This is a genomic window from Bacillus cereus group sp. MYBK5-2 (assembly GCF_051915685.1).
Classification (GTDB): Bacteria; Bacillota; Bacilli; order Bacillales; family Bacillaceae_G; genus Bacillus_A; species Bacillus_A cereus.
The window spans coordinates 258,402-280,823 of record NZ_JBQAFE010000001.1 but is presented as its reverse complement, the minus strand read 5'-3'; the positions used below and the strand labels follow the sequence as shown (position 1 = coordinate 280,823).

Here is a 22,422-nt window from a genome sequence, read left to right as displayed (position 1 = left end):
GCTCCCCCAGAAGAAAAAAGCTACCACCTAGATGTAAAATCCTACTAGGTGGTAACCTTTCAAAATTTCTATTAAAGCAATACCGAATCTTTATCACTATCCTGATTACGTTTCTCGCGCTCTTCTTCTAAGCGCTTCATATACACTTCGCCTTCTTTTTCGATAAACTCATTATCCATATCTTGCTCTTTTTTCGAAGTATATAAAACCATGTAGCCACTTAGTACAATCCCGACAATTACAAGATAAACCCACCATGGTAAAGTTTCCAAATCACTTCATTCCTTTCCTTAGACAAGCCTTATTAGTTTCACTTTATGAGGAAAGAAGTGGATTTATGCTTAAAATTTTTATTGTGGATGCTTCGCGAAAAATGCTTGTACATATTCCATAAACTCAATTGGTTCCTGACGAAACGGTGCGTGGTATCCTTTTTCAATAATATGAAACGTACTATTTGCAAATAGCCCATGATACAGTTCACCATTTTTCCAAGAAACACTTTTATCATGTCGTCCCCATATAATTAAAGTCGGTACCTTAATTTTATCAGCTTCCATCGCAATGCGGCGCTCTCTCATTTTCGTAAGCTGATCATAATGCTCTTTATCATCACGACTATTTTTTACTTCATTTTTATTATACTTCGCAATCTCAGTTACAGTTTGTAAGTCCGTCGATAGCGGTGGTACTTCATAACTTTCTTTTTGTTGGAAAGACTCTATCCCTGTAGCATCCGCCAAGATGAGATGCGTCACTGCATCCGGATATAAATACGCTAAATTAAGGGACATCTCTCCGCCCATCGAATGGCCGAGCACCGCAAACTGATCGTATCCGAGCTTCTTCATTAACTTATAATATAAATTCACTTGCGCAGGAAACGAATACTGAAAATCAACCGGCTTAGAAGAACGCCCAAACCCTAAAATATCAACCGCAATAATCGTATGATCTCGCACTAGTTCCGGATAAATATCACTAAACCCATCAGAAGAACCACCAAACCCATGCAACATAAGTAAAGGAGGTTTTCCCTCACCAATTTGTTTAAAATAAATCGTCTGTCCATCAATTTGCGCCATACTCTCTTTCGTATTCAGCTTCATCATAACAGTATCTTTCACTTCTCCAACCTTCGCAATCGGCTTCTCAACGAAGTTACAAACAATTAACAAAACGAGCACAATACCGCTAATCAAATAAAACTTAAACCGTTTCAACATTCCCGTCTCCTTTCTCTTGTTGTTATTTAAAGTTTTTACATTTTTTGGTTATTTTATGTCCTCTTTTTAATTGTAACTAAAACAGTTACAATTATACTAAAAAAATATAACTCATTTCTGTTACTAATGGTTATTCTGTAACTATTATAGTTACATATTTAAAGTAAGTCAATTCTTTTCTCTACATGACCTGAAAATAGAAAAAGGGACTTCATGTTGAAGTCCCTTTCTTTGTTATTATAGTTGGCTTACTCCGCCGTCGCCTTTATTATCTGCTGGTGCTCCGCCTGTGTCACCAATGTTAACGTAGTCTGGTCTTGCTGGTGCTCCTCCTGTGTCTCCCTTATTAAAGCTAACATAGTTTAGTCTTGCCGGTGCTCCACCTGTGTCTCCCTTATTAAGAGCAATAGCATTAAAATCGTGGGAACCTAAAACTGAAAAAGTAAATGCAAATCCAATTAATGCTAATACAATTTTTTTCATTATTTTAACGCCCCTTTTGCCACCTGTTTTTTCCTTGATTCATTACTCATGCGATAATATTTACTAGCCTTTTCATGATTGTTTATATTATAAAATTGATCTGCTAAGCGTTCTGTATATTCCTGAATACAGTCAAACAATTCTTCTCTTTCAAAGTAAGAAACTCCCGCTATAACAGCCTCCTCTAATGCATCAACATTTGTATTCATTACATTTAAAACCATGAATCGGTATTGATATTCTTGATTCTTCAACTGATTACAAATATGTAATCCTTTACTTATTATGACACTCGCTTTTTCAAATTCATTTATTTTTAAATATTCATCAGCTTCCAAGTAAAGTGCTCTAAAATGATTAGGGGCTTTCTTTGTTACTTCGGATAAATGCCGAATTGCTAATTCTGATAAATTCTGATTTGCATATAGCAACCCTAAGTTATTTCTAACCATTAAAATATATTTTTCATGGTCAATTTGTTGAAAAATATTTAGTGAATGATTAAATATCTCCTCCGCTAACTCAAATTGATTTAAATCAACATAGCATAACCCCAATATATTCTCACATAAAGCCAAATTAATCTCATATCCTGGTTGCTTCGTAAAATCTTCTTTTGCCTTTTTCAAGTAATCAATCGCATTGATTTGTTGATAAGAATGATAATAGAAATTCCCCATCCGATAATGAAACTCCGCATGTTCTATCGGATTGGCAACATATTCCAATAACTTCTCAGCTTGCTCATACTGTTCTTTCGCTTCGTTATAATTTGAAATTAATGTGCAATGAAACCCTTTAAAGAAGTGATAATAATAAGCTAAAAAGCCCTCTATTGGAATTTCGAAAGATTCCACTTTATCAAAACTATCTTCTCTAACTGAAATCCAATCAACCAATGCATCATATCTAAAATTCAACAACGCATGATAAAGCAATACATCCTGATCCACGTCCAACCCACTAATCTTACTTTCAATCTCCTCTTTCATTTCCGTAGCTTTCTCTATATTTTGCTGCAACATTACACGATACCAATCATCTAAAGAATGTTTCATTTGCTCCCGCGTTACTACATCTGCTCCCATACACTCGCATCTCCTTTTCTCCAAAATTGCAAAATTAGGATTTTTATACAATTATCGAAATTGTATATTACCACTCCTTTTCTATGCATTGAAAAAATAATTGTCAGAAAATTTAATATTTTAATTAATTATACCAAAGTTTTCCTTTTTAATAACTTGAGAAATAATTGTCAGAAAACTTACTAGGATAAATAAAAAAGCAAGCAGTTCCAGCACTCCGCTAAAACTACTTGCTCTCCTACTTACTATCTCTATTTTTACTCTTTAATAAATTCCTTCGTACTTCTTACTGTATCAATTGGACGAACTAATTTTTCAATTTCTTCACGTTTTGGCTCTAGGAATGGAGGTAAAGATAATTTTTCGCCAAGTGTTTCGTATGGCTCATCTCCCATAAATCCTGGGCCGTCTGTTGCAAATTCAAATAAGATTTGTGGTGCAACTCTTGCGTATAATGACTCGAAGAAGTGACGATCTACATAACCAGATGAAGGAAGCCCTACGCTACTGATTCTCTCAATCCATTCTTCTAATACAGCGCGATCTTCTACGCGGAATGCCGCATGGTGCACTGTACCAAAACCTTGTTGTGCTTCAGGAAGAACTGTATTATGTTCTACGATGACAGAGGCACCGTTTCCGCCTTCGTTCACTTCAAATAAATAGAATTCTCCTTCTTGCGCAACCTCTTTAAATAATAAAACTTTTTCTAACACTTCTTTAAAGAAGCTAAAGTTTGCGATACGAATGAATACAGGTCCTAAACCAGTAATTGCGTATTCTAATGGTACTGGCCCGTTTTGCCATGGTGTACCTGATTCGATTCCTTTATCAAGTTCATCTGAGATTAATTGATAGTGTTGATCATCAAAGTCAACGAAAGAAAGAGTTTTCTTACCAAATTGCTCTTTAATTCCGGTATGTTCTACTTCAAGACGGTCAAAGCGTTTCACCCAATACTCTAATGCTGCATCAGTTGGAACACGGAATGAAGTTTTTGAAATTTCATTTGTACCGTGTACTCCTTTTGGAATACCTGGGAAGTCAAAGAATGTCATATCTGTTCCGGCACTACCTTTATCATCTGCAAAGAATAGATGATACGTTTGAATGTCATCTTGGTTTACTGTTTTCTTAACTAAACGCATCCCTAAAACGTGAGTGAAAAACTCATAGTTCTTTTCTGCACTACTTGTAATCGCTGTAACGTGGTGAATTCCTTTTAATTGGTTCATTTTATATTCCTCCAATAGTTTTAAATTTTATTTTATCTTTTCTCTACTATTACTTCTCTTCAATAGGTGCTAAATTCGCTTCAATTTCTGCTCGCTGACCTTCTAAGAATGGTGGTAAATCAAGTTTTTCTCCTAAATGTTCCACATCTCCATCAACTGTAAATCCTGGGCCATCTGTCGCAATTTCAAATAGGATTCCGTTTGATTCGCGGAAATATAAGCTTTTAAAATAGAAACGGTCGATGATTCCTGAAGAATGGAAGCCTCTTTGTTTCACCTGTTCTTCCCAATAGGCAAGCTCTACATCGTTTTTCACGCGAATTGCTAAATGGTGAATGCTACCTCGGCCCGGCTTTTCAGTAGGACCATCTAAATATTTCACAACGATTTCTCCAAAAGCCTCTCCTTTAATGGACTGGAAAATTGCTTCTTGATCATTTCGGCTAACCTCTGTATAACCGAACATCTCTGTAAGTGTACTCGCCATTTTATCAAGTCTACGCACTGTCATTTCTACAGAACCCATTCCTTGAATTTGATGCTTTGCAGGAACTTCTGATTTCTCCCAAGTTTCCCAGTGCTCTACTTTTTCTCCGTTTGAAACGAGTAGTACTAAGCGAAGACCTTCAGCATCCTCAAATTGTAAAGCAGGACGATTTGCATATGTTGTTATTTCACTATGTTTCACATCAAATTTCTCAAATCGTTCTTTCCAGTAATGTAAGCTTTCGTCTGAAGGAACGAGCAATCCAATTCGAGTAATCGCATTCGTACCGCGATATGTTCTTCCTACTAATGGAATTTCAAAAAATGATAATTCTGTACCTGGACTTCCTGTTTTATCTCCATAAAATAAGTGGTACATTGACGGATCATCTTGGTTTACTGTCATTTTCACACGACGTAAGCCAAGCACGTTTTTATAAAATTGATTATTTTCATTTGCATTTTTCGTAACCATTGAAATGTGATGATGCCCTTTAATTTCATACATTGGTTATTCCTCCGTTTCGTTTTACTAGTCAAGTGACAACTAAAAAAATAACATTTCCCACAACTAATATGGTTTTTAGCTTTTCAATTTATTCTTAATTATGTTTTTGTAAATTCATCTTAGTTTTTACTGTATAAGTTACTTTGTTTTTTAATCGAAAACAACTGAGTGTATGTTTTTCATATGACTCAATCGCTTTCGTTACTATCACTTTACACCTCAAGTGATTAAAAAGCAAGTGATTTATCTCAAATCCGAGATATTTTTTGTATCATATTATTTACTTCCTATAAAAACAGCCCCACTAAGCGTATTAAAACTTAATGAGGCCACTTTATTCACACTATTAATTATGGAACGACGGTTTATAAAACGAACGATTATCAAGAGCAAAGACACGCTCTGTGTATTCGCCTGGTTTTGTGCGTCCTAATGCGCGGTCCATCATGTTCATTTTTGCATCTAAGTTATCGATGTAGTGCAGAATTTCTGCTTCTTTTACTAATGGTGGTTTTGGGCTACCCCATTCTGCTTTTCCGTGGTGAGAAAGGACGATGTGTTGAAGAATTAATACTTCTTCTGCATCGATTTGCAATTCATCTGCTGCTTTACCAATTTCGTTTACCATAATAGAAATGTGGCCTAGTAAGTTTCCTTCTAACGTATACGTTGTAGAAATTGGGCCAGATAATTCAATTACTTTACCAAGGTCATGTAAAATAACACCTGCATATAGTAAGTCTTTATCTAATGATGGGTATAGATTTGAGATAGCTTTCGCTAAATCAAGCATTGATACGACGTGATAAGCTAGTCCAGATACGAACTCGTGATGGTTTTTTGTCGCTGCTGGATAGTCTAAAAATTCATTTTGATGCTTATTTAATAAATGTCTTGTTAGACGCTGAATGTTCGGGTTTCTCATTTCAAATATGTATTGCGTAATTTTCTCAACCATATCTTCTTTTTTCACTGGTGCTTTTTCTACGAAGTCTGAGATGTCTGTTACTTCATTTTCATTCGCAACACGGATTTGTTTCACACGTAATTGAATACGTCCTTTGTAGTTTAAAATATCTCCAGCTACTTTCACGATTGTTTCCGCTACATATTGTTTCTCAACTTCTGGTGATACGTCCCATAGCTTCGCTTCAATATCTCCACTTGGATCTTGTAAGATTACTGTTAAAAATGGCTTTCCATTGCTTGCGATACCTTTTGTCGCTGTTTTAATTAACAAGAAAATATCGACTTGTTCACCAACTTCATACTCTGCAATTTTCTTTTTCATTCGAATTCCTCCACCAAATCAGTTACTTTTAGTATAGCACACTACAACTCATTTTCTTTACGCATATGTGTTAATTTTATAATCTGTTTTTCTGTAAAATACGCGAGTAAATGCGCATGACATGTAAAGAATATGACTTGTCTATCCTTTGCAATTTCCTTTATAAGTTCAATCGTTCGATTCGTCCTTACCGCGTCAAAGTGCACGAAACTATCATCAATAATAAATGGATAATCATGCTCAAATGTTTTTGCTAGTGCAAATCTCAGCGATAAATACAACTGCTCCGCTGTCGCTTGGCTTAGTTCATGACTGTAAAAACGCATACCATCGTTACGCTCTACAATAAACGGCTCTGACTCTGACGGTGAAAAGATTTTACTATATCGTCCGCCTGTTAAATAGACGAAATACTCTTCTGACTTTTGTAAAATACGAGGAAGATGTACTTCATGATAATATTGCTTCGTTTTCGTTAACACCGTTTTTGCGGCCGCATAAGCAGCCCACTTCTTCACTTGTTCACGCACTTGCGCTTTTTTCATTTCCCATTCATGCATTAAATCGCCGTACGTACTACCTTCTTCTAAATTCGCAATTTCCATACGATGTTTCGCAATACGCTCTGTCAGTTCTTTCTCTTGCGCCAGACAGTTTTGCACGACTGTCAGTTCTTGCTTTAATTTTCCGTCATAACCGTCAGCTTCGTAATGTTCAGCTAATGATAAACTCGTTAAACGCTGTTCTAACAGATCAATTTGCGGTAATAAACGCCCCACTTGTTTCTCTGCATCTTCACGTTTTTCCGCTAGTTTACCCGCTTCTAAAAACATCTCTTCATCTGTAGACGCTGCAATATGCCATAAACCATCTCGTTCTATTAGTAATTGCTTTAATTGTTCTTGCATAAACTCATATTCTTCTTGCCATTCCGCCAGTTTTTCTTTTAACTGCTTACAAGTTTGGCGCTTCTCTTTCTCATTTTGCATACGGCTTTGTGCCTCATGTAGCTTACTATACTCCGCACTACCGATAACAGTTTCTAGTTTATGTTCAAATTGCGAAATCATTTCATATAATGAAGATTTTCGCGTGCCTTGTTTCTCTAATTCACGATATAATTGCTGCATTTTTTCAATACGCTCAAACGCCGGCAATATGTGTGCATACGTATAAAATTCAGGAAACATATAGCGCGTTTTATATGCATCGACTTGTTCTCCCGCCTGGAACGTTTCTCTCTCCCATTCCTCATACGATGAAACGACTTTATCATACGCTCGTTCCAACTGCTGTAACTTATAAGACTCACGCTCAAATAACTTCCGAATCTCTTCATCTTTTTCTAACTGATAGCGAACAGACATCGCTTCTTCACTTTGTCTCCCGCCAGCACTTTGCTGAAGTGTAAGGAGCTCTTCTTGTAATCCATTTGATGGATTTTTATATAAAACAAGGGCGAGAACAATCCCTACAAAAACAATGACACTAATAAATAAGAGCGCTCGGTTATCTATAAATAAGCTTGTGAATAAAACGCCTGTGTTAATAAGAAGTAACAGAAGACAAACTCTTTGCCACTGCTTTTTCTTTTGCTTAGCTGCTTCTGCTTTCTCTTCATACTTGCGCTTCATTCTCTCTGCGCCCATACCGATAAACGCCGCATCTTGGAACGATTTCTCTTTCTCAACTAACACATTTCTCTCTTCATCCACTAACATTTGTTTCTTAATCTGTCTTATATTTTCTTCTTGTTCTTCTAATTGCTCTTGCGCTACTTTAAAACGATCATCGAGCTGTGCTTTTTGCGTTTCTAATTCGCGCGCCTTTTGCACTGTTTGCGTAATTAACTCTTTCGTTGCCAAACTCATATCAAATGAAAGAACTGTTTCCTTTTCAAAAGTAGTACCAATTTGTTGTTCTAGTTCTGCGATTTCTTCTTTTATATTCGTAATATTCCCGCTCATATCACGCATTTCTTGGCGTGCATTTTCGTAAGACATATGCTGCATACGAAGTTCTTCTACATAACTTTCTTTTTGTAAAAACTCTTCATCTATTTGAATCGAGGCAATTTCCGATTGCACTGTCTCAATTTTCTTGTGGAGCGAATCAACTTGTAATTGAAGCGGCTCCATCTTTGCCTTAATTGCTTCATAACGCGCCATTCCGTTTACAGGAAACTGCCCGCTCTCGTTCTCTAACACTTTCTCATGCGCACGCTTTTCAATAACGAGTGGCTCAAGCGCTGCTAATATTTCATAATCTTGCTTTCGTTTTTCTGCACTCTCTTTTTCCCCGCGAACAGAAGCAAGCTTCTCTTCACTTTCTTTTAACTGCTCCACTTGTTTTTCATACGTGCCAATTTTCCCTTGCCACTCTTTCATCTTCTCTTCAAGTTTCTTCATCTCTTGCAATGACACGTTAATTTCTGGTTTACGACCACTCAGCTTGAAGCGCTGGTCCATTTCTTTTTCTAGCTTTTTATCTAACTGCAATAGCGCATCACTTCCGACTGCACTTGCCGAAAATAAATAATTGCCAATATCCGCTTCGCCAAGCTGATGAATGTTTTGAAGGCCATGCATATCAAATGAAAAGACAGATTCAAATAAACTTTCATTCATCCCGCTTAATATATCGTTTAAAATTTCTTCTCCGCCCGTTTTCCCGTCTTCAAAATAAACGGTCACCTCGCCAGCTGCCGTCTTTGGCAATCGCTCAATTTTCAAACGACCGTACTGCTCTGTTTGCACAGTCATCGCACCGCCATACTTCCCACCTTCTTTCGGCTCATAACGGCGCTGTCCTCTCGTCGGAAAACCGAATAAAATGCTTTTCATAAATGAGCGAATTGTCGATTTCCCCGCTTCATTTTCACCATATAACACCGTCAGCAAGGAAAGATCCATTTCCACATTTGCTAATTTTCCGTACCCATAAATATGGAGTTTTTCAATTCTCATTTTTTATCCCTCTCTTGCTGGAATAATTGCTCTAAAATAATATTTTCTGCTTCCTTTTGAATCTCTTTCTTCTCTTCTTCTGTAAAAGATTCAATACTATTACGCGCTACAGGAGATGTCCAAATGGTGCGCAATACTCCGTCCATATTGCTGAAAGCTTCTAACTCCTTTAGCACACTACCTACGAAATGATTTTCCGCTTTCAAACGTTCGATTTCCGCAAAAGAAACCGTCTCATTTTTCCACTTCATCGCATATACAAAATCTTTTCGCTCTTCGCCAGATGCTAAAATGTGAAAAATCTCTTCCACGCGCTTTTCGTCACGCAAATAAGGGGAAAGTGGGCCTTGTCCTGTGAATACGACAGTTAATAACGTACCTTCCTCTTCTCTTCGGCATTCATTCAGCGCAGTAGATAGGCTCGTCATAAGTTCATCAACAGTTTCAAGTCTATCAATACAAACTTCGATTTCATCCCATACAACATCTGCCGTATGGAAAAATGAACACTGCGTTCCTTGTTTCGTAAGTTCAATAAGGTACGCACCCTTCTCGCCTGTTTCCTTACGATGACGACCTTGTATGTTCCCTGGATAAATAATGTATGGTTCTTCTGATAAAATTTCACGTTTATGTATATGGCCAAGAGCCCAATAATCAAACTGTTTTTCTTTCAACTCACGAATTTGAAACGGTGCATAGCGATTATGCTCTGCATCTCCTTCCACACTTCCGTGAAGCATGCCAATATGAAAAGGCGCATCACTCATTTTCGTATACTGCGCTGTCATATTATCCGTTACCGCTTGCTGCAAATAACTAAAACCATAAATAGAAGCTAATAGCTCACCATTTTTATAAAATGATTTCTCTTCTACATAAGGCTCAGTAAATACATGAACATTTTCCGGAAACTCAATTGCTGCCCAGCTTCCTCCTAAATGATCATGGTTACCATGAATAATAAAAACAGGGATATCGTACTGCGAAAGTCTCTTCATTTGCTCACGCACAAACACTTGCGCCCTCAAACTTCTCGTCTCCGCATCATACAAATCCCCAGCTAGTAATACGAAATCAACGCGCTCTTGAATTGCTTTATCAACAATACGCTCAAATGATTCAAACGTACTTTGCTTCATTCTCTCCCAAACAGACTGCGCAACATTCATCTCCATCCCTTTAAACGGACTATCCAAATGCAAATCAGCCGCATGTATAAACTTTACTTGTTTCACAAATAACGATCCTTCCTATCTTTCAAAAGTTTCATTTTATCAAAATTAAAATCGCTGAAAACTAATAATCATCGAGAATAAAAATATTCTCGATGATTAAAGTTTCATTCTATTTTACCACGCAATGTCATATATTTCTTTGCATATTGTAGCATTTTATGTCAAAATAATTATAAGATTCTGATTTTAATTATTGGAGGGAATTTTCATGGGAGTATACGTTCTAACAGTCTTTGAAAAAGATGGTTCAAAAGCATTAGACGAATCATTCGAGGCGGCAACTGAAAAAGAAGCAAAAGCAAAAGGTGAATCTATCTTACAAGAAAAAGGATTGTATGAAAAAACACATCGCTGTACATCTACTGCAGGTAAGCTCGTTTTGTTCCAGCGCTAAAAAAAAGAAGCGTCATCCGCTTCTTTTTCACTCTACTATATCTTCGTCACACCACGTAAACACCACATCTAGAATGCGATTACCGATACGTACGCGTTTATTCCATTTACCTGTTTGGATCTGATGTTGCAATTCAGCTTTCATCTTTTCCGTCCAGTCGTGAATCGTTTCACTACCGTCGTACGGATATACGCTCGGAAACTCTTTCTGCAGTAGATGCAAGCTCTCTGCATCAAAATGAAAATGGAAGAAGTAGTTTGCTGTAAGCGATGGTTCTTGCAATCGTAAAAAATGATCATCAATTTGCTTTCTATTTCGATAGAAAGTAAAGATATTCACTTTACCGCTAGTAATTTGGTCAATTTGAATTTCGTGCTTCTCTATAATCACGTCTTGTCCACCTCGTTGTATACTATCTTTAGTATATATGTCTTTTGCAACAAAGTTAACCATTTTCGCGCGAAATTCATTTCCTTCATTAATAATTCCTGTACCTCCATATGCAATCAGAATAAATAAAAACAAAGTTGAAGGGGAGCGATCACATGTATTTCGGAAGCAAAGGTTGGTATGTAAAAGAACTTAAAAAATTAGGTATCCGTACTTATGAAGGTAAAAAACTAGAATCTTATCGTACGCATGTGTTATCTAGTTTACTTGAGAGAATGAAGAGAGCTTCGGCTTAATAGAATAGCAAGAGGTAAACCTGAATATTGGTAAATGATAAAAAACACCTCCTAAATTCGCATACTAAGTATGCAAATTAAATGGAGGTGTTTTTATTAGTCTCACTTTTTCAAGGGCGCTTCAGTTTTCATAAAATATTTTTTGTTTCCGCTGAAACGGATAAGTTTTAATCTCAGCTGTATCTAAATTTTCATGGAATAAATGAATAGCTATAATTTGTCTACAATCGTAAGTATGGTAATAATATGTTCCAGACTCCATACACATTGCACTCGTATAGATCGTATTATCTAATATACCGTCTTCTGTTATTACTGCCCCCTTAGGAACCTCACAATTCGATAAAATATGAAAAATAGCCGATATCCCCTCTTCTTCGTTCTCTATACCTTGAATGTTTTGTTTGCCATACGCTGCCCGCACAAATCTTGATGGCGGTGTGAAATCTCCAGGAAGTCCCATCGATCCTGAACCTTGGCCAAAAGCACTTAATGGTACATCGCCCCACTCCGTTGGCGCAAATGGCTGCGATTTAAGACCAATATATTGTCTTAAATTTTGTAAATGCCAACTAAACTCCGGACTATTAGTCATCACTCCTATTGGATTGTCATACACTTTTATTCCATCAGCTGTCGGCTCAAGTATAATACACGCTCCCGATTTATCTGCTAAAATCCAATGTAGCGGTGGCGTAATTCCTAAAACTGGTAATGGTATATCTATAAGAGAAATGTTATCAACAGATTTTTTTAACTCTTCAACAGAATTAAACTGCGTGAGGCTCCAAGCTACAAAATCAAATGGCGCTAAATTCGTTTTATTGTTATCTATACTGTTACTATAAGTAGCGAATCCCGGGAAATAGAGAGTAGCACACGTCATACCAGTTTCATTTACTCCGTCCGCCATAATGACCCTTCCTTCATGATTAATTCCCATTCCGACAACAGCCTTTTTCGCTCGGATCGTTTCACCAGTTATATTATTCCACTGATAAAGCCGAGGGATGATTATTACTTCCTGATTCATATCTAATGTGAAATCCATTGTTCTTGCAAAAAGATGTTGGAAATTTTTAGTTTGTAACGTCAAACTAGTACACATGAAGAAATCCCCCCATTTTATAGTTATATACACATTTTATAAAATTCTGATAAATACGTAAATTAAAAACCCTATTTATCATTAACAAAATAACCACCCAAACTAAAAATGCTATAATAAACCCAATGAAACTAAGGGGGCAAATTACTTTGCTTGGAACATGCATTCAATTTCATAAGTTTGGCAATCCAAAAGACGTATTACAAGTTGAATATAAAAATATAGAACCACTGAAAGATAATGAAGTTTTCGTCCGTATGCTAGTTAGACCGATTAATCCATCTGACTTAATTCCAATAACCGGAGCGTACGCACATAGAATCCCTTTACCTAACATACCTGGTTATGAAGGTGTTGGTATTGTAGAAGATGTAGGAGCTTTTGTTTCTAGAGACCTCATCGGTAAACGTGTGTTACCGTTACGCGGGGAAGGTACTTGGCAAGAATATGTGAAAACATCGGCTGATTTTGTAGTCCCTATTCCCGATTCTATTGATGATTTTACCGCGGCACAAATGTATATTAATCCCCTTACGGCTTGGGTTACATGTACGGAAACGTTAAACTTACAACGGAATGATGTTTTGTTAGTGAATGCTTGTGGATCCGCTATCGGGCATCTTTTTGCGCAGTTATCGCAAATTTTAAATTTCCAACTCATTGCCGTGACAAGAAATAGTACACATACAGACGAATTACTTCAGCTTGGCGCTCATCATATAATTGATACTTCGACTGCCCCGCTTTATGAAACAGTTATGACATTAACAAACGGCAGAGGTGCAGACGCTGCGATTGATTCTATTGGGGGACCGGATGGAAATGAATTAGCTTTCTCCTTACGTCCCAATGGGCACTTTTTAACTATAGGACTTCTGTCGGGAATACAAGTAAACTGGGCAGAGATTGTCACGAAAGCAAAAGTGCACGCGAACATATTTCATTTACGACATTGGAATAAAGAAGTGTCACCTTATAAATGGCAAGAAACGTTTCGTCATTTAATTCGCTTAGTAGAAAATGAGCAATTACGTTTTATGAAAGTACATTCTACATATGACTTAGTGGATGTAAGAGCTGCGGTTGATATTGTGCAGTCTGCTGAAAAAACGAAAGGGAAAGTTTTTTTAACGAATTATTAAATTGAGTACATTCAACTATCAATCCATTTAGTAGCATAGAATTTTAAGTAGCTTATGTAATTTAATTAAAAAAGCGAAAGGAGATTCTAACATGTGGTTACTCACGGCAATTGCGCCTGTTTTAATAGTCGGGGAATTGTAGTCTATGTAATTGGAAGGCTTAAACATAAATATGACAACGGCACATTAGGTAAGAAAAAATCAAAAGAGGCTCAACTGTTATTAGACAGTTTAATACCTATAGGAATGCTTGTTGGCTGTATGATCGGTTTGATTTTCGGTATATTTTTCCCGAACTTCGCCCTGCTTTCAGTTAGTTTAGGAGCTGGAATAGGCTATTTATTTGGATATTTCGCCTATGAATTTTACAGCAAGACAGGAAACAATTTTTCCTAATCCAAAAGGAATAAGCGGGACAGTACATAGTAATCATATGAAATATGTAACTGTCCTTTATTTTTGCATCAATGTTATCACCTTACCTTTCGCCTACTATACACCTCTTTTATTGATTTTTCTCTCCTCCCCTTTTTGCATATCCGCTTTTTTATTTTCATTGGATCTATATCCAAAGTAAAGTAGCGCACATGTAATAATAGAACCTACAATGTATCCTAAAAAACATCCTAACCAAAACATAGTGTAACCGCCTCCATTCATAATAAATTTTATGTAATATAACTCTTTACATACTCCATCGTTTATTTCTATTAACTATACACTTTCTAAAATTATTCATACCACTAATTCTCTTCGTACCTCAAATAGCAATTTTATTATTTGTCATAAAATTAACACCTTCTTTAAATACAAAAACTTCCATTTACTTGCTTTTTCTTAAGAAATAATATACTACATTTGAAATAAGCGAGCTAGTACATCGGCCCTTCTCTATTTTAACTTTAGTCATGAACAAAAGAAAAATAAAAAACCCCCTCAAAGCATAAACTTCAAGGGTGAGCCTGGTTTTTATTTACTTATATACGTACAGCTGTACCACTTACAGCAACCATTAACATTCCATCACGAACTACTTCGTAATCTACGTCAACACCAACGATAGCGTTCGCACCTTTTTGTTTTGCAAGTTCTTTCATTTCGTCCATTGCGATATCACGAGCTTCTTTTAGCTTACTTTCATAAGAACCAGCACGACCGCCGACAACATCACGAACAGAAGCGAATAAATCGCGGACAATATTTGCACCCATAATAGCTTCACCATTTACAATATCGATATACTCAATAATTTCTTTACCTTGAATTCCAGACGTTGTTGTTACAATCATGACTGACACTCTCCTATAAATTATAATTTTTGATTAGCTTTCTTATGTCTTTATTATGACATGGAAAAAGTAACTAATCTATTGAATTACCTTACAGGAGTGTGACAATTTTGTAATAATAAAACGCGCTTTATGTTTCATTTTAATAAAGCGCTTTAATATTGGGATACATAAACGAGTCTCTATTTTCTTTCCAATCCTTTTCTACTTCTTTAAAAGTTGGTCGCCCTAATTCTTTATTATTTTCATGTTTACTAAACCATTTTTTCACATACTGATCTCCATTTTTACTTTGAACTGTGCAAAGGAAACTATTACTACTATCCTTTAATATTTTTACAATCACGAATAGACACCTCTTCCCTTTTAAATAACAGAATAGAACTTGATCTTTTACTATAAGCCCTTCCTCTCTTATAGTCATACGACTCCTCGGCCGCGCCAAAGTTGTAAGATCAAAAAATGATATTCACTTTGTTTACATTTTATTTAAAGAAATCAGAGTTATAGGCATTATGCTTATCAAATATTTTATAGATTTCTAACTTATCATCTAATTTTGCATCTACTAAAATTAATATATTGCCATCGTAAATATATTCTTCATACTTTTTAGCATGTTCTTCTGGAATTCCTAACCCTATAAATGCTCCTATTAAACTTCCAGCTCCTCCGCCAATACCGGCTCCTCCAATAGCTGCTGCGATCGGTCCTGCTGCTACGATTGGACCCATTCCAGAAACGGCAAGTATACCAAGACCTGTTAATAAACCACCGAGTCCGCCTGCTACTCCTCCTGCCACAAGCCCTGTTGCTGAAAAGATATCTGCTTTATGTGCAGTTTCATGATTTACTTTTTCACCCGATTTTTCTTCAAGGTGTTCAATTTCCTTCTGATCTTTTGCAATAGCTGAAATGTTATCTGCTGAGTATCCTTTATCATTTAATTCATTAATAACGAGTGCCGCATCATCAATTGTTCTAAAAACACCTACTATTTTTCTATCTACATTCATAACTATTAACCTCCTAAAGTTTTATATAATATATTTTTATTTTTCTTCATTTCTGTATACACTAATTTTCTTATTAACATAACCATTTATGAAAAAAGCGAATAGTAAAAGCACTACAAGTGAACTACTTAACAAGTAAATTAAATCAAATGTAATATTAATCATCATTTCATTCATGTATACCAGGCTCCTTTTTATTTAAAGTAAAAGTATATTTTGATAGACTAATCTACTAAACATAGACATCTTACAATTCATCTTCAGTCAATCTCTTTGTAGTATATGTATACCCTTCCTAACCTTTTCTAAACGTAAAAAACTATACTTATATTTTTTCTTATTTATATGTTTAACATTTTTTAAAACGGGTATGTTTATATTGTTATGCTTACTATATGGAAAGGAATATTACGATGAACGCCATTCACTCTACTACTATTTCTTATAATGAAACACCTACAATAACTCAGATTCATCATTTTTATGCTTTAATGACAACATTTCAAGCTAATTTATTTATAAGTAAACATGGAACAATAACATCAATCAAAAATTTAAGCACTCTAGTATCCTTTTTCCTTACTGTAAAAAAGAGAGATCTTGTATTATTTATTTTTGAAGGAATAGATGCAAAAAGAGCTTTAAGAACACTCTTCCCTTCTTAGAATGTTTGTTATCCTCTATTCCCTCGTCTACTACCTTTCATATATGTTTTTATATTTCAAAATGATTTCCTCTATTAAAAAAGAACCCCCTAATACAATAGGGGGATTTCTAGTTTGACCTTATGAAAACTGATATAATATATATTACGTTTTTCATTCTTTAAAATAGAAAAGTTTTAATAACCTTGAAGGTAGGAATTTTTAATGAACTCGAAAGTAAAATTTAGTATTCGCTACAAAATTATGGCTGGTTATTTAGTTATCATTTTGTTCTTACTTGTTTCTTTCATTATGTTAAACAATGAGATTTCCAGCTTACAAAAATCTCGTAATTTTATTATTGATCACGATTTTAAAGTTCTCAATTTAACGAATCAAGTGGAGAAAGAGTTACTAACAATTGAAAATAAAGCGAAAGGGTTTATCATTTCTAATAACCCTACTTACGTGCAATCCCTTAACTCTGCGGAAAAGGATTACGAAAAACATTATCAAGATCTTTTTGCTTTATTAGAGGATAACCCCTCTCAGCAAGAAAAATTAAAACAGATTAACGAAAACATTACTAGTTGGATTAATAAAGAGATTCACCCACTCATTGCAAATAATAATAGTAATAATGTACAAACAATCGACACGACTCAAATTCAGTCATTACAATCACAGCTAACTAACTTCCGGAGCACTGAGGAGCAACTAACGAAAAAAAGAGCTGCACAATTAGATACTGAAAATAATAAATTAGAGATTTGGTTATACAGTTTATTGTTCTTACTTTCTTGTATTTCTATTATCGTTTCACTCTATATTTCGAATTCCATTACAAAAACGATTAAAAATGTAATTCAAGCTATTAAATCCATTTCTTCTAAAGAAAAAATTACGGAAAGAATTCATGTAAATACACATGATGAAATAAAAGATCTTGCTCATACAACAAATCACCTACTAGACGAAATATCAAAAAGAGAGTGGTTACAAACTGAGCTTGCAGAATTAATTTTACTGTATCAAGGTGTATCTTCTATTGAGATGTTAGGTAAAAAACTTCTTAGTGGAATTATACAAAAAACGCAAACTTCTTGCGGTGCATTTTATGTACGTGAAGAATATGAAGAAACTGTCTACTATGTGAAAAAAGCTTCTTTCGCCGATCAAGGTGCTGATATTGGAAAACAATCCATTAAAATGGGTGAAGGTTTCATTGGACAGTCTGCCTTAGAAAAGAAAAGTTTTATTCTCAGGGATATACCCGAAGAGTTTCGTTATGTCACTAGTGGCGTATTAGAAATACGTCCTAAAAATTTACTAGTCATCCCTATCTTATTTGAGGATGAAGTGATCGCAGTAATGGAGTTAGTAAGTGTAACTGAGATTTCAGATTTACATCAAGATTTAATTCAACAAACCGTTGATAATCTAGGTTTAACAATTCATAGCATTATGGGACGTATGCGAATTCAAACTCTTTTACATGAATCACAAGCAATGACAGAAGAGTTGCAAGTTCAATCAGAAGAATTACAAACGCAAGCGGAAGAACTACAAATGCAAGCAGAAGAATTACGAACAACGAATGAACAATTAGAGTCTAGAACTGAAGAGGCTGAGCAGAAGACAGCTGACTTACAAATTACCAAATCAGAATTAGAAGAAAAAGCAAGCGAGTTGTTACGCAGCTCAAAATACAAATCTGAGTTCCTAGCAAATATGTCACATGAATTACGCACACCGTTAAATAGTATTTTACTATTATCTGAAATGTTAAGAGAAAATCATGATAACAATTTATCCGACGATGAAATTGAATTAGCAACTGTCATTCATTCATCAGGGAAAGACTTACTTACTTTAATTAATGACATACTAGATTTATCTAAAGTAGAAGCAGGCAAACTAGACATCATTTTTGAGGCAACGAACATAAGTGACATGGCAGCCAATATGCATCAAAACTTTTTACATATAGCTGCACAAAAAAATGTCGAATTTACTATTGAAGACAGTGATACGATTCCTGATCTGTTTTATACAGATGCAAAACGGATTGAGCAAATTATTAAAAACTTATTATCCAATGCATTTAAATTCACAGAAAAAGGATCCGTTTCTTTACATTTTGATTCGATAGAAACAACCAATTTGAGTCATGATATGCAGTCTATAAGTAAAGATTGGATTACAATTTCAGTAAAAGATACTGGTATTGGTATCGCTAAAGAACAGCATCAGCTTATTTTCGAAGCCTTTCAACAGGCAGATGGAGCAACGATTCGAAAGTATGGTGGTACAGGATTAGGTTTATCTATTTGTAAAGAGTTTGCGAGATTATTAGGTGGTTGGATTACGTTAGAGAGTAATGTAGGAGAAGGTAGTACTTTCACGGTATATATTCCTAACCTTCCAAATGGATTACATGATATACAGTTATCCAATTTAGAAGTCGCAGCAACGATAGAAGATGTTATTCCTGCTGAAGTTGTTGAAGAAACTATCGTTACTCCAGAAACAAATAACGTCTTCCAAGAGAAAACAATTTTAATTGTCGATGATGATCATCGAAATATATTTGCGTTACAAAATGCATTAAAAAAACAAAATGCCAACATTATTACTGCCCAAAACGGCATAGAGTGTTTAGAAATACTACAAAGCAATACAAATATTGACCTTATTTTAATGGATATTATGATGCCTAATATGGACGGTTATGAAACGATGGAAAATATCCGAATGAACTTAGGGTTACATGAAATACCTATTATCGCATTAACTGCTAAAGCAATGCCAAATGATAAGGAAAAATGTTTATCTGCTGGCGCTTCAGATTATATAAGTAAACCATTAAATCTACATCAACTCTATTCGGTAATGAGTGTATGGTTAATAAAATAAGTGAGGTTTAGTTGGAGTGGAAAATAAGTATTATAATTTTGATCCATCAGTAGATACGGATGAGCGCACGAACTTAGAAATTGAATTACTATTGGAAGCGGTATTTAAACTATCAGGATTTGATTTTCGCCAATATGCTCGCACATCTATTTATAGAAGGATTTGTAATCGAATGCAGCTCTCTAATATCCCAACCATTTCAAAATTAATTGAAAAAGTAATTCACGAGGAAGGGGTTTTAGAACAGTTATTAAATGATTTCTCAATTAATGTAACTGAGATGTTCCGTAACCCTGCCTTTTTTAAAGCGCTTAGAGAGCATGTTATTCCTGAATTAAAAAAGCATCCCGAAATTAGAATTTGGCATGCTGGATGCGCAACTGGTGAAGAAGTATTATCAATGTCCATCTTACTTCACGAAGAAGGATTAAGTGAAAAGTCGGTTATTTACGCAACAGATATGAATACAAATGTGTTAGAAAAAGCAAAACAAGGTATCCTCCCGTTAAATAAAATGCAAACTTATACGAAAAACTATTTACAAGCTGGCGGTACACAAGCGTTTTCTAACTATTATTCAACAGATAATCGTTTTGCTTATTTTAATCCATCACTTTTACAAAACATTATTTTTGCACAGCATAATTTAGTAACCGATCAATCTTTTAACGAGTTTCATATTATACTTTGTCGTAACGTTTTAATTTACTTTACAAGTAAACTTCAAAATCAAGTGCAGCAACTATTTTATGAAAGCTTAGGTCACAATGGTTTTCTATGTTTAGGGAATAAAGAAACTCTTCGTTTTTCAAATATAATGCCGCATTATACTCAATTTAATCCTAGCGAACAAATTTATCAAAAAATACAATAAAAAGCGTATGAAATCCTCTATTTGGATTTCATACGCTTTTTATTTCGCATTCGTTTGTATCATAATGAGACACATATCATCTGATTGCGCTTTCTTTTGTTCTTCCTTGTAAAACCCTTCTATCTCGCCTTCTAAATCTCCCCATTTTCTTTCTGTAAAAGTACGTAATTTCTCTTCAGCCTCAAATTCATCATTTGCAATTGCTTCAAGAACACCATCTGTAAATAATACGATTTGAGCATTTTTCTCAAAAGGTATAACTGTCTTTTCAACTTTTATTTCATCAAAAAATCCTACCGCACAACTCCCGCGATCTAGTTCAACTACATTTGTTTCATCAACTAAAACATATCCAGAAGGATGCCCTGCATTGACATATTCAACTGTTCTATCTTCTGTATTAACAACTAAGTATATGGCCGTAAAATAATAGGGAATATTATCATTTTCATTATGTAAAAGGGTCATATATTTATTTAATTCTTTAATAACGAGTTCAGGATCAATTAAACATTTAATCGTTTCACGTAATACAGACGAAATAAACATACAAACTAATGAAGCAGATACACCATGTCCCATCACATCTAATAATATAATACCGTAGCGATTTTCATCGATTTTATACCAATAATACATATCTCCAGCTAGTTTAAATGAGGGCAAGTAACTTGCTTCAATTTTTATATGATCTTCTCTTAATGGGCTACTTAATAAATTTCTTTGTACTTGCGTAGCTAAATCTAGTTCATTCCGAAGATTTTCTTCTTGCTCTTTATGCCAATTTAATTCTGATTTCAAGCGTAACGCTACACGCATACGTGCTAATAGTTCAACTTTATTTATAGGTTTCGTAATATAATCCATTGCCCCCATATCAAGAGCTTCGGCCAATTTATTTGCATCCTCTAAAGCTGTAACAAAAATAATAGGGATATCTTTAAACTTCTCCTCTTTTTGTAATCGCCTACAAACTTCAAGTCCATCAATTTCAGGCATCATAATATCTAATAATATTAAATCAATTTCATTATGCCTGGAAGAATCTTTTCCAAACTGTATGTATTCGAAGAGCTCTTGTGCAGAATTGAGCGATACAAGATCATGATATCCGGCTTGTTTTAAAATCTTCTCAATTACAAATATGTTAACCGGATTATCATCAACAATTAAAATGGACACAAGTTATTTCCCCTTTTCTTATTTAAAATGTAAATCTATTATTATTTTCTATTTTTCTAGTATTACATACTCAGTTACAAAATGAAAATTTCTTACTCAAACATATTTATACAACAAAAGAACAAACCCCTAGAAATAGGAATTTGTTCTTTCACTCTATAAATTTCTACTTTTAATTTAACACCATTGCTTTATCATTTAAAAGACGATCTAATTCTTCCATATGATTAGTTTCATCTGCAATCATATCTTCTAGCTTTACAACTAACTCTGTCATATTTAATTTCGCTGCCTGTTCTTTTCTCGTTTCATAACGCTTAATTGTTTCATATTCTGATTGTCTAGCGGATTCTAACATTTCTCTAACATCTTCTACTTGTTTCACTGGTAAAGGGATCGTAGTGGGGGTACCACCTAGCGTCTTAATTTTCTCCGCTAAATATAGGGCATGTCCTTGTTCATCACTAATTTCAGATTCAAAGAAAGGCTTTAACACTTGTCTATATATACCAGAAACTGTAGCTGCATTATGGTTATACATAATAATTGCTGCGTATTCTCCTGCTAAATCTTCATTCAATCCTTCGATTAGTTCTTTCACATCGTGTGACATTTTCATATCTCCTCCTATACTTAATAAGTACCCCTTT

General features: G+C 35.0%; 24 protein-coding genes and 1 pseudogene. 7 read left to right on the top strand and 18 right to left on the bottom strand.

Annotated elements, in window-relative coordinates:
* Positions 1-71 precede the first annotated feature (71 nt).
* The 9 genes from ACTFP3_RS01605 to ACTFP3_RS01565 all read right to left on the bottom strand — a co-directional run bounded on the left by ACTFP3_RS01605 (position 72) and on the right by ACTFP3_RS01565 (position 10,521).
* Complete coding sequence (locus tag ACTFP3_RS01605) at positions 72-272, bottom strand: sporulation YhaL family protein (RefSeq protein WP_000449223.1); 201 nt, start codon at positions 270-272, stop codon at positions 72-74.
* Between the two features lie 78 nt (positions 273-350).
* A complete protein-coding gene (locus tag ACTFP3_RS01600) occupies positions 351-1,226 on the bottom strand; it encodes an alpha/beta hydrolase (RefSeq protein WP_326035676.1) in 876 nt (291 codons plus the stop codon).
* Between the two features lie 237 nt (positions 1,227-1,463).
* On the bottom strand, positions 1,464-1,709 hold the full coding sequence (locus tag ACTFP3_RS01595) for a hypothetical protein (protein ID WP_326035677.1): 246 nt from the start codon (positions 1,707-1,709) through the stop codon (positions 1,464-1,466).
* Positions 1,709-2,797 carry a tetratricopeptide repeat protein gene (locus tag ACTFP3_RS01590; protein WP_098771958.1) on the bottom strand — a complete coding sequence of 363 codons (1,089 nt, stop codon included), beginning with the start codon at positions 2,795-2,797 and terminating at the stop codon, positions 1,709-1,711. Before ACTFP3_RS01590 ends, ACTFP3_RS01595 begins: the two co-directional genes overlap by 1 nt.
* A 257-nt stretch (positions 2,798-3,054) precedes the next feature.
* On the bottom strand, positions 3,055-4,032 hold the full coding sequence (locus ACTFP3_RS01585) for a ring-cleaving dioxygenase (RefSeq protein WP_086385435.1): 978 nt from the start codon (positions 4,030-4,032) through the stop codon (positions 3,055-3,057).
* Between the two features lie 49 nt (positions 4,033-4,081).
* Positions 4,082-5,026, bottom strand: a complete 945-nt coding sequence (locus tag ACTFP3_RS01580) for a ring-cleaving dioxygenase (protein ID WP_440009161.1) — start codon at positions 5,024-5,026, stop codon at positions 4,082-4,084.
* A gap of 346 nt (positions 5,027-5,372) precedes the next feature.
* Positions 5,373-6,317: a 3'-5' exoribonuclease YhaM gene (gene yhaM / locus ACTFP3_RS01575; RefSeq protein ID WP_000726638.1), complete on the bottom strand. Its 945-nt coding sequence runs from the start codon at positions 6,315-6,317 to the stop codon at positions 5,373-5,375.
* A gap of 41 nt (positions 6,318-6,358) precedes the next feature.
* Positions 6,359-9,283 (bottom strand): AAA family ATPase, encoded by a 2,925-nt coding sequence (locus ACTFP3_RS01570; RefSeq protein WP_326035678.1) that lies wholly within the window; start codon positions 9,281-9,283, stop codon positions 6,359-6,361.
* Entirely contained in the window at positions 9,280-10,521 is a 1,242-nt protein-coding gene (locus ACTFP3_RS01565) for a metallophosphoesterase family protein (RefSeq protein WP_025688422.1), read from the bottom strand. The genes ACTFP3_RS01570 and ACTFP3_RS01565 overlap by 4 nt, the downstream gene beginning before the upstream one ends.
* A 208-nt stretch (positions 10,522-10,729) precedes the next feature.
* Between ACTFP3_RS01565 and ACTFP3_RS01560 the strand changes: the two genes are divergently transcribed.
* Positions 10,730-10,915, top strand: a complete 186-nt coding sequence (locus tag ACTFP3_RS01560) for a YhzD family protein (RefSeq protein WP_000539552.1) — start codon at positions 10,730-10,732, stop codon at positions 10,913-10,915.
* 27 nt (positions 10,916-10,942) lie between these two features.
* Here ACTFP3_RS01560 and ACTFP3_RS01555 read toward each other — a convergent pair whose 3' ends face one another.
* Positions 10,943-11,305, bottom strand: coding sequence for a hypothetical protein (locus tag ACTFP3_RS01555; protein ID WP_000582785.1), 363 nt, complete (start codon positions 11,303-11,305; stop codon positions 10,943-10,945).
* A 155-nt stretch (positions 11,306-11,460) separates the two neighbouring features.
* On the opposite strand from ACTFP3_RS01555, the gene ACTFP3_RS01550 reads away from it, so the two are divergent.
* Entirely contained in the window at positions 11,461-11,601 is a 141-nt protein-coding gene (locus tag ACTFP3_RS01550; protein ID WP_000273537.1) for a YflJ family protein, read from the top strand.
* Positions 11,602-11,722: 121 nt separating this feature from the next.
* On the opposite strand, the gene ACTFP3_RS01545 is transcribed toward ACTFP3_RS01550, so the two are convergent.
* The gene (locus ACTFP3_RS01545; RefSeq protein WP_440009159.1) at positions 11,723-12,709 is read right to left on the bottom strand and encodes a choloylglycine hydrolase family protein; all 987 of its coding nucleotides are present in this window, start codon (positions 12,707-12,709) and stop codon (positions 11,723-11,725) included.
* Positions 12,710-12,858: 149 nt separating this feature from the next.
* Here ACTFP3_RS01545 and ACTFP3_RS01540 point away from each other — a divergent pair, with 149 nt between their 5' ends.
* Together ACTFP3_RS01540 and ACTFP3_RS01535 are read left to right on the top strand one after the other, a co-directional pair.
* Entirely contained in the window at positions 12,859-13,851 is a 993-nt protein-coding gene (locus ACTFP3_RS01540; RefSeq protein WP_326035680.1) for a zinc-dependent alcohol dehydrogenase family protein, read from the top strand.
* A 91-nt stretch (positions 13,852-13,942) separates the two neighbouring features.
* A pseudogene (locus ACTFP3_RS01535) lies at positions 13,943-14,247 on the top strand (hypothetical protein).
* Positions 14,248-14,343: 96 nt separating this feature from the next.
* Here the strand turns inward: ACTFP3_RS01535 and ACTFP3_RS01530 are convergent.
* The 5 genes from ACTFP3_RS01530 to ACTFP3_RS01510 all read right to left on the bottom strand — a co-directional run bounded on the left by ACTFP3_RS01530 (position 14,344) and on the right by ACTFP3_RS01510 (position 16,333).
* Positions 14,344-14,490: a hypothetical protein gene (locus ACTFP3_RS01530; RefSeq protein WP_000498628.1), complete on the bottom strand. Its 147-nt coding sequence runs from the start codon at positions 14,488-14,490 to the stop codon at positions 14,344-14,346.
* 338 nt (positions 14,491-14,828) lie between these two features.
* Positions 14,829-15,140, bottom strand: coding sequence for a YbjQ family protein (locus tag ACTFP3_RS01525; protein ID WP_000637511.1), 312 nt, complete (start codon positions 15,138-15,140; stop codon positions 14,829-14,831).
* A gap of 142 nt (positions 15,141-15,282) precedes the next feature.
* A complete protein-coding gene (locus tag ACTFP3_RS01520; RefSeq protein ID WP_000635860.1) occupies positions 15,283-15,486 on the bottom strand; it encodes a DUF4028 family protein in 204 nt (67 codons plus the stop codon).
* Between the two features lie 139 nt (positions 15,487-15,625).
* The gene (locus ACTFP3_RS01515) at positions 15,626-16,156 is read right to left on the bottom strand and encodes a general stress protein (protein ID WP_001100088.1); all 531 of its coding nucleotides are present in this window, start codon (positions 16,154-16,156) and stop codon (positions 15,626-15,628) included.
* Positions 16,157-16,192: 36 nt separating this feature from the next.
* Entirely contained in the window at positions 16,193-16,333 is a 141-nt protein-coding gene (locus tag ACTFP3_RS01510) for a hypothetical protein (RefSeq protein WP_001004570.1), read from the bottom strand.
* Between the two features lie 236 nt (positions 16,334-16,569).
* Here ACTFP3_RS01510 and ACTFP3_RS01505 point away from each other — a divergent pair, with 236 nt between their 5' ends.
* From ACTFP3_RS01505 to ACTFP3_RS01495, 3 genes are all read left to right on the top strand, one after another.
* Positions 16,570-16,821, top strand: coding sequence for a hypothetical protein (locus tag ACTFP3_RS01505; RefSeq protein ID WP_140335724.1), 252 nt, complete (start codon positions 16,570-16,572; stop codon positions 16,819-16,821).
* Positions 16,822-17,025: 204 nt separating this feature from the next.
* Positions 17,026-19,716: an ATP-binding protein gene (locus ACTFP3_RS01500; RefSeq protein WP_440009155.1), complete on the top strand. Its 2,691-nt coding sequence runs from the start codon at positions 17,026-17,028 to the stop codon at positions 19,714-19,716.
* Positions 19,717-19,732: 16 nt separating this feature from the next.
* Positions 19,733-20,590 carry a CheR family methyltransferase gene (locus tag ACTFP3_RS01495; RefSeq protein ID WP_000429036.1) on the top strand — a complete coding sequence of 286 codons (858 nt, stop codon included), beginning with the start codon at positions 19,733-19,735 and terminating at the stop codon, positions 20,588-20,590.
* Positions 20,591-20,629: 39 nt separating this feature from the next.
* Here the strand turns inward: ACTFP3_RS01495 and ACTFP3_RS01490 are convergent, their stop codons facing one another.
* Together ACTFP3_RS01490 and ACTFP3_RS01485 are read right to left on the bottom strand one after the other, a co-directional pair.
* Positions 20,630-21,772: a fused response regulator/phosphatase gene (locus tag ACTFP3_RS01490; protein WP_000025517.1), complete on the bottom strand. Its 1,143-nt coding sequence runs from the start codon at positions 21,770-21,772 to the stop codon at positions 20,630-20,632.
* Positions 21,773-21,944: 172 nt separating this feature from the next.
* On the bottom strand, positions 21,945-22,385 hold the full coding sequence (locus ACTFP3_RS01485; RefSeq protein ID WP_000017741.1) for a ferritin-like domain-containing protein: 441 nt from the start codon (positions 22,383-22,385) through the stop codon (positions 21,945-21,947).
* Between the last annotated feature and the right edge of the window lie 37 nt (positions 22,386-22,422).

What these genes read in the sequence shown, in the direction of transcription:
- ACTFP3_RS01600 (WP_326035676.1), bottom strand. Translation starts at nt 1,226, where the DNA reads ATGTTGAAACGGTTTAAGTTTTATTTGATTAGCGGTATTGTGCTCGTT.
- ACTFP3_RS01595 (WP_326035677.1), bottom strand. Translation starts at nt 1,709, where the DNA reads ATGAAAAAAATTGTATTAGCATTAATTGGATTTGCATTTACTTTTTCA.
- ACTFP3_RS01590 (WP_098771958.1), bottom strand. Translation starts at nt 2,797, where the DNA reads ATGGGAGCAGATGTAGTAACGCGGGAGCAAATGAAACATTCTTTAGAT.
- ACTFP3_RS01585 (WP_086385435.1), bottom strand. Translation starts at nt 4,032, where the DNA reads ATGAACCAATTAAAAGGAATTCACCACGTTACAGCGATTACAAGTAGT.
- ACTFP3_RS01580 (WP_440009161.1), bottom strand. Translation starts at nt 5,026, where the DNA reads ATGTATGAAATTAAAGGGCATCATCACATTTCAATGGTTACGAAAAAT.
- yhaM (WP_000726638.1), bottom strand. Translation starts at nt 6,317, where the DNA reads ATGAAAAAGAAAATTGCAGAGTATGAAGTTGGTGAACAAGTCGATATT.
- ACTFP3_RS01570 (WP_326035678.1), bottom strand. Translation starts at nt 9,283, where the DNA reads ATGAGAATTGAAAAACTCCATATTTATGGGTACGGAAAATTAGCAAAT.
- ACTFP3_RS01560 (WP_000539552.1), top strand. Translation starts at nt 10,730, where the DNA reads ATGGGAGTATACGTTCTAACAGTCTTTGAAAAAGATGGTTCAAAAGCA.
- ACTFP3_RS01550 (WP_000273537.1), top strand. Translation starts at nt 11,461, where the DNA reads ATGTATTTCGGAAGCAAAGGTTGGTATGTAAAAGAACTTAAAAAATTA.
- ACTFP3_RS01545 (WP_440009159.1), bottom strand. Translation starts at nt 12,709, where the DNA reads ATGTGTACTAGTTTGACGTTACAAACTAAAAATTTCCAACATCTTTTT.
- ACTFP3_RS01530 (WP_000498628.1), bottom strand. Translation starts at nt 14,490, where the DNA reads ATGTTTTGGTTAGGATGTTTTTTAGGATACATTGTAGGTTCTATTATT.
- ACTFP3_RS01525 (WP_000637511.1), bottom strand. Translation starts at nt 15,140, where the DNA reads ATGATTGTAACAACAACGTCTGGAATTCAAGGTAAAGAAATTATTGAG.
- ACTFP3_RS01515 (WP_001100088.1), bottom strand. Translation starts at nt 16,156, where the DNA reads ATGAATGTAGATAGAAAAATAGTAGGTGTTTTTAGAACAATTGATGAT.
- ACTFP3_RS01510 (WP_001004570.1), bottom strand. Translation starts at nt 16,333, where the DNA reads ATGAATGAAATGATGATTAATATTACATTTGATTTAATTTACTTGTTA.
- ACTFP3_RS01505 (WP_140335724.1), top strand. Translation starts at nt 16,570, where the DNA reads ATGAACGCCATTCACTCTACTACTATTTCTTATAATGAAACACCTACA.
- ACTFP3_RS01500 (WP_440009155.1), top strand. Translation starts at nt 17,026, where the DNA reads ATGAACTCGAAAGTAAAATTTAGTATTCGCTACAAAATTATGGCTGGT.
- ACTFP3_RS01485 (WP_000017741.1), bottom strand. Translation starts at nt 22,385, where the DNA reads ATGTCACACGATGTGAAAGAACTAATCGAAGGATTGAATGAAGATTTA.